The 12,516-nt window shown below is 52.7% G+C and carries 12 protein-coding genes; 11 read left to right on the plus strand and 1 reads right to left on the minus strand.

The window, feature by feature from the left end:
* Positions 1–29 precede the first annotated feature (29 nt).
* The 8 genes from atpF (at position 30) to glmS (ending at position 8,901) form a co-directional block, all read left to right on the plus strand.
* On the plus strand, positions 30–500 hold the full coding sequence (gene atpF / locus NR177_RS11950; protein ID WP_013023933.1) for a F0F1 ATP synthase subunit B: 471 nt from the start codon (positions 30–32) through the stop codon (positions 498–500).
* A gap of 14 nt (positions 501–514) precedes the next feature.
* Positions 515–1,048 (plus strand): F0F1 ATP synthase subunit delta, encoded by a 534-nt coding sequence (gene atpH / locus NR177_RS11955; protein WP_006121199.1) that lies wholly within the window; start codon positions 515–517, stop codon positions 1,046–1,048.
* 14 nt (positions 1,049–1,062) lie between these two features.
* A complete protein-coding gene (gene atpA, locus NR177_RS11960) occupies positions 1,063–2,604 on the plus strand; it encodes a F0F1 ATP synthase subunit alpha (protein WP_241568102.1) in 1,542 nt (513 codons plus the stop codon).
* Positions 2,605–2,656: 52 nt separating this feature from the next.
* Positions 2,657–3,523, plus strand: coding sequence for a F0F1 ATP synthase subunit gamma (gene atpG / locus NR177_RS11965; RefSeq protein WP_063877770.1), 867 nt, complete (start codon positions 2,657–2,659; stop codon positions 3,521–3,523).
* A 30-nt stretch (positions 3,524–3,553) separates the two neighbouring features.
* The gene (gene atpD / locus NR177_RS11970) at positions 3,554–4,951 is read left to right on the plus strand and encodes a F0F1 ATP synthase subunit beta (RefSeq protein WP_063877771.1); all 1,398 of its coding nucleotides are present in this window, start codon (positions 3,554–3,556) and stop codon (positions 4,949–4,951) included.
* 24 nt (positions 4,952–4,975) lie between these two features.
* Positions 4,976–5,395, plus strand: a complete 420-nt coding sequence (locus NR177_RS11975) for a F0F1 ATP synthase subunit epsilon (RefSeq protein WP_013023936.1) — start codon at positions 4,976–4,978, stop codon at positions 5,393–5,395.
* Between the two features lie 161 nt (positions 5,396–5,556).
* Positions 5,557–6,927, plus strand: coding sequence for a bifunctional UDP-N-acetylglucosamine diphosphorylase/glucosamine-1-phosphate N-acetyltransferase GlmU (gene glmU, locus NR177_RS11980; protein ID WP_063877772.1), 1,371 nt, complete (start codon positions 5,557–5,559; stop codon positions 6,925–6,927).
* A gap of 144 nt (positions 6,928–7,071) precedes the next feature.
* Positions 7,072–8,901, plus strand: coding sequence for a glutamine--fructose-6-phosphate transaminase (isomerizing) (gene glmS, locus NR177_RS11985; protein ID WP_063877773.1), 1,830 nt, complete (start codon positions 7,072–7,074; stop codon positions 8,899–8,901).
* 43 nt (positions 8,902–8,944) lie between these two features.
* Here the strand turns inward: glmS and NR177_RS11990 are convergent, their stop codons facing one another.
* Positions 8,945–9,328 carry a DUF4349 domain-containing protein gene (locus NR177_RS11990; protein WP_256852967.1) on the minus strand — a complete coding sequence of 128 codons (384 nt, stop codon included), beginning with the start codon at positions 9,326–9,328 and terminating at the stop codon, positions 8,945–8,947.
* Positions 9,329–9,504: 176 nt separating this feature from the next.
* Between NR177_RS11990 and pstS the strand changes: the two genes are divergently transcribed.
* From pstS to pstA, 3 genes are all read left to right on the plus strand, one after another.
* Positions 9,505–10,548 carry a phosphate ABC transporter substrate-binding protein PstS gene (pstS, locus tag NR177_RS11995; protein WP_063877775.1) on the plus strand — a complete coding sequence of 348 codons (1,044 nt, stop codon included), beginning with the start codon at positions 9,505–9,507 and terminating at the stop codon, positions 10,546–10,548.
* Positions 10,549–10,634: 86 nt separating this feature from the next.
* Complete coding sequence (gene pstC / locus NR177_RS12000; RefSeq protein WP_063877776.1) at positions 10,635–11,597, plus strand: phosphate ABC transporter permease PstC; 963 nt, start codon at positions 10,635–10,637, stop codon at positions 11,595–11,597.
* Complete coding sequence (gene pstA, locus NR177_RS12005; protein ID WP_096012548.1) at positions 11,594–12,484, plus strand: phosphate ABC transporter permease PstA; 891 nt, start codon at positions 11,594–11,596, stop codon at positions 12,482–12,484. The genes pstC and pstA overlap by 4 nt, the downstream gene beginning before the upstream one ends.
* Positions 12,485–12,516 lie beyond the last annotated feature (32 nt).

Below are 12,516 nucleotides of genomic sequence, written 5' to 3' on the forward strand. Positions count from 1 at the left end.
GTTAAATACTTAATTAGAGGCATTGTGCTGTGAACATTAATGCAACAATCCTCGGCCAGGCCATCGCGTTCATCCTGTTTGTCGCGTTCTGCATGAAGTACGTATGGCCACCGATTATGGCTGCCATCGAAAAGCGCCAGAAAGAAATTGCTGAAGGCCTTGCTTCTGCTGAACGCGCGAAGAAAGATTTGGATCTCGCGCAGGCTAATGCGACCGACCAGCTGAAAAAAGCGAAAGAGGAAGCTCAGGTCATTATCGAGCAGGCGAACAAGCGTCGCACGCAGATTCTGGACGAAGCCAAGACTGAAGCTGATAACGAACGCACTCGCATTGTTGCACAAGCGCAGGCCGAAATTGACGCCGAACGCAAACGTGCACGTGAAGAACTGCGTAAGCAAGTCGCGTTGCTGGCTATGGCTGGTGCCGAGAAGATCATCGAACGTTCCGTGGATGAAGCTGCTAACAGCGACATCGTTGATAAACTGGTCGCTGAACTGTAAGGAGGGAGGGGCTGATGTCTGATCTGATTACTGTAGCTCGCCCCTACGCCAAAGCAGCTTTTGACTTTGCTGTTGAGCATCAAAGTATTGAACGCTGGCAAAAGATGCTGGCGTTTGCCGCAGAAGTGGCTGCCAATGAACAGATGGCCGACCTGCTTTCTGGTGCTTTAGCACCTGAAGCACTGGCTGCCTCGTTTAATGCAGTCTGTGGTGATCAACTGGATGAACCCGCACAGAACCTGATTAAGGTGATGGCGGAAAACGGACGTTTGACAGCGCTTCCGGCTGTTCTGGCGCAATTCATTCAACTGCGAGACGCTTATGAAGCGACTGCCGAAGTGGATGTTATTTCTGCCAGCACGCTGAGTGACGACCAGCTGACTAAAATCAGCGCCGCGATGGAAAAACGTCTGTCACGCAAAGTTAAGCTGAATTGCAAAATTGATAAGTCTGTGATGGCAGGCGTGATCATCCGTTCGGGTGATCTGGTTATTGATGGCAGCGTACGCGGCCGTCTTGACCGTCTGGCTGACGTCTTGCAGTCTTAAGGGGACTGGAGCATATGCAACTGAATTCCACCGAAATCAGCGAACTGATCAAGCAGCGCATTGCTCAGTTCAATGTCGTGAGTGAAGCTCACAACGAAGGTACTATTGTTTCTGTAAGTGACGGTATCATCCGCGTACACGGCCTGGCCGATGTTATGCAGGGTGAGATGATTTCCCTGCCGGGAAACCGTTACGCTATCGCCCTGAACCTCGAGCGTGACTCTGTAGGTGCGGTGGTGATGGGTCCGTATGCTGACCTGGCCGAAGGCATGAAGGTCAAGTGTACTGGCCGTATTCTTGAAGTACCGGTTGGCCGTGGCCTGCTGGGCCGCGTGGTGAACACCCTGGGTGCACCTATCGACGGTAAAGGCGCAATCGACAACGACGGCTTCTCGCCAGTTGAAGTCATTGCACCTGGTGTTATCGACCGTCAGTCTGTCGACCAGCCTGTTCAGACCGGTTACAAATCTGTCGATGCGATGATTCCAATCGGCCGTGGCCAGCGTGAGCTGATCATCGGTGACCGTCAGACCGGTAAAACCGCAATGGCAATCGACGCCATCATCAACCAGCGCGATTCAGGCATCAAATGTGTCTACGTTGCGATTGGTCAGAAAGCGTCAACCATTTCCAACGTGGTTCGTAAACTGGAAGAGCACGGTGCGCTGGCTAACACCATCGTCGTCGTTGCATCTGCGTCTGAGTCTGCTGCACTGCAGTATCTGGCTCCGTATGCAGGTTGCGCCATGGGCGAATACTTCCGTGACCGCGGTGAAGATGCGCTGATCGTATACGATGACCTGTCTAAACAGGCTGTTGCTTACCGTCAGATTTCTCTGCTGCTGCGCCGTCCACCAGGCCGTGAAGCTTTCCCAGGCGACGTGTTCTATCTCCACTCTCGTCTGCTGGAGCGTGCATCACGCGTGAGCGCTGACTACGTTGAGCGCTTCACTAATGGTGAAGTGAAAGGCCAGACCGGTTCTCTGACCGCGCTGCCAATCATCGAAACTCAGGCGGGTGACGTTTCTGCGTTCGTTCCGACCAACGTAATCTCGATTACTGATGGTCAGATCTTCCTGGAATCTAACCTGTTCAACTCCGGTATCCGTCCGGCTGTTAACCCGGGTATCTCTGTATCCCGTGTTGGTGGTGCTGCACAGACCAAGATCATCAAGAAACTGTCCGGTGGTATTCGTACCGCGCTGGCACAGTATCGTGAACTGGCAGCATTCTCCCAGTTCGCTTCTGATCTGGACGATGCAACCCGTAAACAGCTGAGCCACGGTCAGAAAGTGACCGAGCTGCTGAAGCAGAAACAGTATGCGCCGATGTCTGTCGCGCAGCAGGGTCTGGTTCTTTTCGCAGCGGAACGCGGCTATCTGAACGACGTTGAGCTGGCAAAAATTGGTAGCTTCGAAGCTGCTCTGCTGGCGTTCGCAGATCGCGATCACGCCGAGCTGATGGCTGAAATCAACCAGTCTGGTAACTTCAATAACGACATCGAAGAGAAGCTGAAAAGCCTCCTCGAGACGTTTAAAGCAACCCAGTCCTGGTAATGTCTGGCGGCTTGTCTGAAAAGGCAGGCCGCAAGGCTTTGAGGAGAAGCTAATGGCCGGCGCAAAAGAAATACGTACCAAGATCGGAAGCGTAAAAAATACGCAGAAGATCACCAAAGCGATGGAAATGGTCGCCGCCTCCAAAATGCGTAAAACGCAGGAACGCATGGCGGCCAGCCGTCCGTATGCAGATACCATGCGCAAAGTGATTGGTCACCTTGCGTTAGGTAATCTGGAATACAAGCACCCTTACCTGGATGAGCGCGACGTTAAGCGCGTCGGCTACCTGGTCGTTTCGACTGACCGCGGGCTTTGTGGTGGTTTGAACATTAACCTGTTCAAAAAATTGCTGGCAGAGATGAAGGCCTGGTCCGACAAAGGCGTCCAGAGCGATCTGGCGATTGTGGGATCGAAAGGCGTGTCATTCTTCGGCGCTGTTGGTGGCAACGTTGTGGCACAGGTCACTGGCATGGGCGATAAGCCTGCGCTCTCTGATCTTATCGGCCCGGTAAAAGTGATGTTGCAGGCCTATGATGAAGGCCGCATCGACAAGCTGTACATTGTCAGCAATAAGTTCAACAACACCATGTCTCAGACTCCGACCATTACCCAACTGCTGCCGTTACCGCCAGCGGAAGGTGAAGAAGAGATGAAGGCGAAGACCTGGGATTACCTGTACGAGCCCGATCCGAAAGCGCTGCTGGATACGCTGCTGCGTCGCTATGTCGAATCGCAGGTTTATCAGGGTGTGGTGGAAAACCTGGCCAGTGAGCAGGCCGCACGTATGGTGGCAATGAAAGCTGCAACCGATAACGGCGGAAATCTGATCAAAGAGCTGCAGTTGGTTTACAACAAAGCTCGTCAGGCCAGCATCACCCAGGAACTTACCGAGATCGTCTCGGGAGCCTCCGCGGTTTAACCAGGTTTGGAATTAGGTAGAGGATTCAAGATGGCAGCTGGAAAGATTGTCCAGATTATCGGCGCCGTAGTTGACGTCGAATTCCCTCAGGATGCAGTACCGCAAGTGTACAGCGCTCTTGAGGTTATGAATGGTGATGCTCGTCTGGTGCTGGAAGTTCAGCAGCAGCTGGGTGGTGGCGTGGTTCGTACCATCGCCATGGGTACTTCTGACGGCCTGAAGCGCGGTCTGAACGTCACCGACCTGAAAAAACCGATCCAGGTACCGGTTGGTAAAGCAACCCTCGGCCGTATCATGAACGTGCTGGGCGAGCCTATCGACATGAAAGGCGACCTGAAAGAAGAAGACGGCAGCGTCGTAGAGGTTTCCTCTATTCACCGCCCTGCGCCTTCTTATGAAGATCAGTCTAACTCGCAGGAACTGCTGGAAACCGGCATCAAGGTTATCGACCTGATGTGTCCGTTCGCTAAGGGCGGTAAAGTCGGTCTGTTCGGTGGTGCGGGTGTAGGTAAAACCGTAAACATGATGGAGCTTATCCGTAACATCGCGGCTGAGCACTCAGGTTATTCGGTCTTTGCTGGCGTGGGTGAACGTACTCGTGAGGGTAACGACTTCTACCACGAAATGACTGACTCCAACGTTATCGATAAAGTCGCGCTGGTGTATGGCCAGATGAACGAGCCGCCGGGTAACCGTCTGCGCGTGGCGCTGACCGGTCTGACCATGGCGGAGAAATTCCGTGATGAAGGCCGTGACGTTCTGCTGTTCATCGACAACATCTACCGTTATACCCTGGCCGGTACGGAAGTATCAGCACTGCTGGGTCGTATGCCATCTGCGGTAGGTTATCAGCCAACGCTGGCAGAAGAGATGGGTGTGTTGCAGGAGCGTATTACCTCCACCAAGACAGGTTCAATCACCTCCGTACAGGCCGTTTACGTGCCAGCGGATGACTTGACTGACCCGTCACCAGCAACCACCTTTGCTCACTTAGACTCAACAGTCACCCTGAGCCGTCAGATCGCCTCTCTGGGTATCTACCCGGCAGTTGATCCGCTGGACTCCACCAGCCGTCAGCTGGACCCATTAGTTGTGGGTCAGGAGCACTATGACGTTGCACGTGGCGTACAGTCACTGCTGCAGCGTTATCAGGAACTGAAAGACATCATCGCCATCCTGGGTATGGACGAACTGTCTGAAGAAGACAAACTGCTGGTGGCACGTGCGCGTAAGATCCAGCGCTTCCTGTCTCAGCCGTTCTTCGTAGCAGAAGTGTTCACCGGTTCTCCAGGTAAATACGTGACGCTGAAAGACACCATCCGTGGCTTTAAAGGCATCATGGAAGGTGAATTTGACCACCTGCCAGAGCAGGCCTTCTACATGGTTGGCGCCATCGAAGAAGCGGTCGAAAAAGCGAAGAAACTGTAATAACGGTTTCCCAGGAGGAAAATTATGGCTATGACTTATCACCTGGATGTTGTCAGTGCAGAGAGCCAACTGTTCTCTGGTCTGGTGCAGAAAATTCAGGTGTCAGGTAGCGAAGGTGAACTGGGAATTTTTCCTGGTCACGCCCCGCTGCTGACTGCCATTAAGCCTGGAATGATCCGTATCGTGAAACAGCACGGCGAAGAGGAGTTTATTTACCTCTCTGGCGGCGTGCTGGAAGTGCAGCCTGGCAGCACCACTGTTCTGGCCGATACCGCGATTCGCGGTACCGATCTGGATGAAGCGCGTGCGCTGGAAGCAAAACGTAAAGCAGAAGAGCATATGAACAGCAGCCACGGCGACGTGGACTACGCTCAGGCCTCTGCGGAGCTGGCGAAAGCCATTGCGAAACTGCGCGTGATCGAGCTGACCAAAAAAGCGATGTAATCCGGCTTTATGCGTCACGAAATGCCAGCCCTTTGGGTTGGCATTTTTTTTGCCTGTCATAGGGGTAACAGGGTTCTGGCTAATTTCGGGACAAGAAAAATGTAGTAATCTCAGTGCTAAATCGTTTAACTTTCTTCAGTCTACAATCAGTCAGGATGGATATGTCTAACAGTGCGATGAGCGTGGTAATTCTTGCCGCTGGCAAGGGCACCCGTATGTATTCCGATCTGCCAAAAGTGTTGCATACGCTGGCAGGTAAACCGATGGTTCAGCACGTGATTGATGCCGCAAAAGGGCTGGGTGCACAGCAGGTGCACCTGGTATACGGACACGGCGGCGATCAACTGAAAGCAACGTTAACTGACAGCGCAGTCAACTGGGTGCTGCAGGCAGAACAACTGGGTACGGGTCATGCTATGCAGCAGGCGGCCCCGCACTTTGCTGATGACGAAGACATCATGATGCTCTATGGTGACGTTCCGCTGATTTCTGAAGCCACCTTACAGCGTTTGCGCGAGGCTAAACCCGCGGGCGGTATCGGATTGTTGACGGTTGTACTGGATGACCCGACAGGTTACGGTCGCATCGTGCGTGAAAATGGCACCATCGTCGGTATTGTTGAGCAAAAAGATGCTAACCCTTCTCAACTGACTATCAATGAAATTAATACCGGTATTCTGATCGCCAACGGCGGTGATCTTAAGCGCTGGCTGTCCAGGCTAAATAACAATAATGCCCAAGGCGAGTATTACATTACTGACATCATCGCATTAGCGCACGGTGAAGGTCGGGTAATTAATGCCGTCCATCCGGCCCGCAATAGCGAAACCGATGGCGTCAACAATCGCCTGCAACTGGCTACGCTTGAGCGTACTTATCAACACGAGCAGGCTGAAAAACTGCTGTTGGCTGGCGTTATGCTTCGCGATCCTGCACGTTTCGACCTGCGCGGAACGCTGCAGCACGGTCGGGATATTGAAATTGATACCAACGTCATTATTGAAGGCCAGGTGACGCTGGGCAACCGGGTTAAAATTGGCGCGGGCTGTATTATCAAAAACAGCGTTATCGGGGATGACTGTGATATCAGCCCTTATTCGGTGATCGAGGATGCAAATCTGGCCACTGACTGTACCGTAGGACCATTCGCGCGTCTGCGCCCGGGTAGTGAACTTGCTCAGGCTGCGCACGTGGGCAATTTTGTTGAGATGAAGAAAGCCCGTCTCGGCAAAGGGTCCAAAGCGGGTCACCTCTCTTACCTTGGCGATGCTGAGATTGGTGCCAATGTGAACATTGGCGCCGGGACAATCACCTGTAATTACGATGGTGCCAACAAATTTAAAACGATCATTGGCGATAACGTCTTTGTCGGATCGGACACGCAACTCGTTGCGCCGGTCACCGTGGCGGCAGGCGCAACGATTGCGGCAGGTACCACGGTGATGAAAGATATTTCCGGCGCTGATCTGGTCTATAACCGTAAAGAGCAGAATCACAAAGCCGACTGGCAGCGTCCGCAGAAGAAAAAATAATTTTTACGGCCCGTGTTAACGGGCCGCTGTGTAGTACCAAAACTATAATCCCCACTCTCTACAAGGCTCGGGGAACCGGCAAAGCCGGACTATCAGGTCATATGACAACGCAATGGCTTAACGCCATGAAGTCAGGAAATAACTATGTGTGGAATTGTTGGTGCAGTAGCACAACGTGATATCGCAGAAATTTTATTAGAAGGTTTACGCCGCCTGGAATACCGTGGTTATGACTCAGCCGGTCTGGCCGTCGTCGATCAGCAGGGACACATAACGCGCCTGCGTCGCCTGGGTAAGGTGCAGATGCTGGCTGCCGCCGCAGAAGAACAGCCCCTGGTGGGTGGAACCGGTATTGCCCACACGCGCTGGGCAACGCATGGCGAGCCCTCAGAAGCCAACGCGCACCCGCACGTTTCTGAGCACATCGTTATCGTACATAACGGCATCATCGAAAACCATGAGCCTCTTCGCGAAGCGCTGATGGCTCAGGGTTATCACTTTGCCTCAGAAACCGATACTGAAGTCGTGGCGCATCTGGTCCATCTGGAACAGAAACAAGGTGGCTCGTTGCGTGAAGTCGTGCAGCGCGTGATCCCTCAACTGCGCGGTGCTTATGGCATGGTGATCATGGACAGCCGCGATCCGTCGCTGCTGGTAGCGGCCCGTTCCGGTAGTCCGCTGGTCATTGGGCGCGGTGTGGGCGAAAACTTTATCGCGTCTGACCAACTGGCACTACTACCGGTCACCCGTCGCTTCATCTATCTGGAAGAGGGCGATATCGCTGAAGTGAGTCGCCGTGATGTCACCATTATTGATGGTGCCGGTAACCAGGTCCGTCGCGAAGAGATCGAATCCAGCGTGCAGTACGATGCCGGTGACAAAGGTCTGTATCGTCACTACATGCAGAAAGAGATTTACGAGCAGCCTAACGCGATTAAAAACACCTTAACCGGTCGTTTTAACCACGGCGAAGTGGATCTCAGCGAGCTCGGCCCGCATGCAGAAACGCTGCTCAGCAAAGTTGAGCATATCCAGATCATTGCCTGCGGTACGTCTTATAACTCAGGCATGGTTTCACGCTACTGGTTTGAAGCACTGGCTAATCTCCCTTGTGATGTCGAAATCGCGTCTGAATTCCGCTATCGCAAATCGGCGGTGCGTAAAAACAGCCTGCTGATTACGCTGTCTCAGTCGGGTGAAACTGCGGATACGCTGGCTGCGTTGCGCCTGTCAAAAGAGCTGGGTTATCTGGGATCGCTGGCTATCTGTAACGTCGCCGGTTCGTCCCTGGTACGAGAATCTGATCTGGCGCTGATGACCAAAGCGGGCACGGAAATAGGTGTCGCGTCGACCAAAGCCTTTACTACCCAGCTTACCGTGCTGCTGATGCTGGTGGCAAAACTGGGTCGCTTGAACGGTATGCCAGCGGAAAAAGAGCATGAGATTGTTCATGGTCTGCAGGCACTGCCAAGCCGCATTGAACAAATGCTGGCGCAGGATAAGCTGATTGAAGATCTGGCAGAAGATTTCTCTGATAAACATCATGCGCTGTTCCTGGGCCGTGGCGATCAATATCCGATTGCGATGGAAGGCGCGCTGAAGTTAAAAGAGATCTCTTATATTCATGCCGAGGCTTATGCTGCTGGTGAGCTCAAACACGGGCCGCTGGCGCTGATTGATGCCGATATGCCGGTTATCGTCGTGGCACCGAATAACGAGCTGTTAGAGAAGCTGAAATCGAATATCGAAGAAGTGCGCGCGCGCGGCGGTCTGCTGTACGTGTTTGCTGATGAAGATGCTGGTTTTAGCGACAGCGATGGAATGAAGATCATTCCCCTGCCGCACGTGGAAGAAGCGATTGCGCCTATCTTCTATACCGTGCCGCTGCAGCTGCTCTCCTATCACGTGGCCCTGATTAAAGGGACCGATGTGGATCAGCCGCGTAATCTGGCGAAATCGGTGACGGTCGAGTAATGCGTCTTACGCGTGAATCCCGCCAGGGATTCACGCGTTTCTTTTATTTAATTTTGCTGCTGACTTGCTCAAGTGCGCGCTGCTGATCCCTGATTTTGCGGTTAGCCTCATCGAGTGAACGTTGCAGGTTATTGATCACATCTTCATTTTTGCTTAGCTTTTGTGAGAGCGTATTGAGGGTATCAGTCTGGTTTTCTTGCGTTTTTATTAACGCTTGTACTTGTTTCTTCGTTTCACTCACATCCTCAGCATTGACAGACGCTTGTCTGACCGCGCCATCACTGTCAATTGTGGCCAGAGTGCCTCTGTTATCTGTCATTGCAAAAGATTCATTCGAATGAATCTGCGGTACGTCGTACGCATGGGCGCTGGCCAGCGTACAGAGGAGGACGACATTGCATACCAGAAGCTTTTTCTTAAATGTCATTGAACATGTCCTTTTCAATAGTGGGCTTGTAAAAATGAGCAATAATTGTGTCTGTCATATAACTGTAATATTAACTACATTTTTCTGTCACTAAACTGTCCTATTTTCCCTCCTGCAGCAATCACTGACTCTTACTAAAAAGGCATTGAGCCTGAATTTTCTCCCCTGGAGGGAACATGACACTGATGCGTAGCACCGTAGCCCGAATCCTTGCCGCCTCTTTTGCCGTTAGCGCGGTTTCTGCCTTTGCAGCCACCGATCTGACGGGTGCGGGCGGGACTTTCCCGGCGCCGGTTTATGCCAAGTGGGCAGCAGAATATCAGCAAGCCACCGGTAGCAAAATCAACTATCAGGGCATTGGTTCATCTGGCGGTGTAAAACAAATTATCGCCAAAACCGTTGATTTCGGTGCGTCTGATGCGCCTATGAAAGACGAAGATTTGCAGAAAAATGGCCTGTTTCAGTTCCCAACCGTGATCGGTGGTGTGGTGCTGGCGGTTAACCTGCCGGGCATCAAATCAGGTCAACTGACGCTGGACGGTAAAACCGTTGGCGACATCTATCTGGGTAACATCAAAAAGTGGAACGATCCTGCGATTGTTAAACTGAACCCAGGCGTGAAACTGCCAGACACTAACATCAACGTGGTACGCCGCGCGGATGGTTCCGGTACCTCTTTCGTGTTCACCAGCTATCTGGCAAAAGTGAACGAAGAGTGGAACAGCAAAATTGGTAAGGGCAACACTGTTAACTGGCCAACCGGTCTGGGCGGTAAAGGTAACGACGGCGTCGCCGCCTTCGTACAGCGTCTGCCAGGCTCAATCGGCTACGTTGAATATGCTTATGCCAAACAAAATAATCTGACCTACACCAGGCTGGTGGATGCGGATGGTAAAGCGGTTGCGCCAAGCGAAACCAGCTTCTCTAACGCGGCGAAAGGCGCGGACTGGAGCAAATCTTTTGCTCAGGACCTGACTTTCCAGAAAGGCAACGACGCATGGCCAATCACCTCAACCACGTTTATCCTGATTTACAAAGACCAGGCTAACGCGGCGAAAGGTGCCGAAGTGCTGAAATTCTTCGACTGGGCTTACAAAGACGGCGGCAAAACGGCAAACGCGCTGGATTATGCCACCCTGCCTGACAGCGTAGTTCAGCAGATCCGCGCTGCATGGAAAGCCAATATCAAAGACAGTTCAGGTAAAGCGCTTTATAAGTAAGTGAATGACCCTGGCCAGACCTACGTCTGGTCAGCCTTCAGGGGCGGCGTCTGCCGCCCTGATAACTTCTGAGGACTGAGACTTCTATGGCTGCAACGAAGTCGGCATTCAAAGCCCCAGGCAAGCAAGGCGACAGAATTTTCGGTGCACTGGTAAAACTCGCTGCGCTGATCGTCCTGTTACTGATGGGCGGCATCATCGTCTCCCTGATCTTCTCTTCCTGGCCAAGCATACAGAAATTTGGTTTCGCGTTTTTGTGGACCAAAACCTGGGACGCCCCTAACGAACAATTTGGTGCGCTGGTACCGATTTACGGTACGCTCGTCACCTCAATTATTGCCCTGATTATTGCGGTACCGGTCAGTTTCGGTATTGCGCTTTTCCTTACTGAACTCGCACCAGGCTGGTTACGTCGTCCACTGGGTACCGCCATTGAGCTGTTAGCGGCGATCCCCAGCATTGTTTACGGCATGTGGGGCTTATTTGTTTTTGCGCCACTGTTCGCACAGTACTTCCAGACGCCGGTTGGCGATGTGATGTCGGGCATTCCTGTCATTGGCGAGCTGTTTTCTGGCCCCGCATTTGGTATCGGTATCCTGGCCGCAGGCGTTATCCTGGCCATCATGATCATCCCGTATATCGCCTCGGTAATGCGTGACGTGTTTGAACAGACGCCGGTGATGATGAAAGAGTCGGCTTACGGCATTGGCTGCACGACCTGGGAAGTGATTTGGCGCATTGTTCTGCCCTTCACCAAAAATGGGGTGATCGGCGGTGTCATGCTCGGTCTGGGACGTGCACTGGGTGAAACCATGGCCGTGACCTTTATTATCGGTAACACCTACCAGTTAGACAGCGCCTCGCTGTTTATGCCTGGCAACAGTATCACCTCAGCGCTGGCGAACGAATTCGCTGAAGCAGAATCAGGCGTACACGTTGCGGCTCTGATGGAGCTGGGCCTGATTCTGTTTGTTATCACCTTTATCGTGCTGGCGATTTCAAAGTTAATGATTATGCGGCTGGCCAAAAGTGAAGGAACGCGATCATGACAACGATGGAAGTGCAGGCTCGCGCAGAACTGGAAGCGTCACGTCGTAAGATGCAGTCATGGCGCAGTACCAAGAATAAAATTGCGCTGACGATGTCGTTACTGACCATGGCTTTTGGCCTGTTCTGGTTAGTGTGGATTCTGTTTACTACGGTAAGTCGTGGCATCGATGGTTTGTCATGGTCGCTGTTTACGGAGTCCACTCCGCCGCCAAACACCGCGGGTGGTGGCTTAGCCAACGCCCTGGCAGGAAGTGGTTTACTGATTTTCTGGTCTACCTTCTTCGGTACGCCGCTGGGCATTATGGCCGGCGTTTATCTGGCGGAATACGGACGCAAATCAGCACTGGCAGAAGTGATTCGTTTTATTAATGACATTCTGCTGTCAGCGCCGTCGATTGTGGTTGGCCTGTTTGTCTACACCATCGTCGTGGCGCAAATGCACCACTTCTCCGGCTGGGCGGGCGTGATTGCGCTGGCGCTGCTGCAGGTTCCGATAGTGATTCGAACCACGGAAAACATGTTGCGACTGGTACCAGACAGCATGCGCGAAGCCGCCTATGCGTTGGGCACGCCGAAATGGAAGATGATCTCGGCTATTACGCTTAAAGCGTCGGTTTCCGGCATCATCACTGGTGTGCTGTTAGCGATTGCCCGTATCGCCGGTGAAACCGCGCCGCTGCTGTTTACTGCGCTGTCGAATCAGTTCTGGAGCACCGACATGATGCAGCCCGTGGCTAACCTCCCGGTCACCATATTTAAATTCGCCATGAGCCCGTTTGCCGAGTGGCAAAATCTGGCCTGGGCTGGCGTACTGATTATTACCCTGTGCGTGCTGCTGCTGAATATCGTAGCAAGAGTTGTTTTCGCCAAGGGCAAACACGGTTAACTACCGACACTGCCCTGCGCGGTGTTGATTAA

Source organism: Pantoea sp. Fr+CA_20, from assembly GCF_024520835.1.
In the GTDB taxonomy this organism is placed as follows: domain Bacteria; phylum Pseudomonadota; class Gammaproteobacteria; order Enterobacterales; family Enterobacteriaceae; genus Pantoea; species Pantoea allii.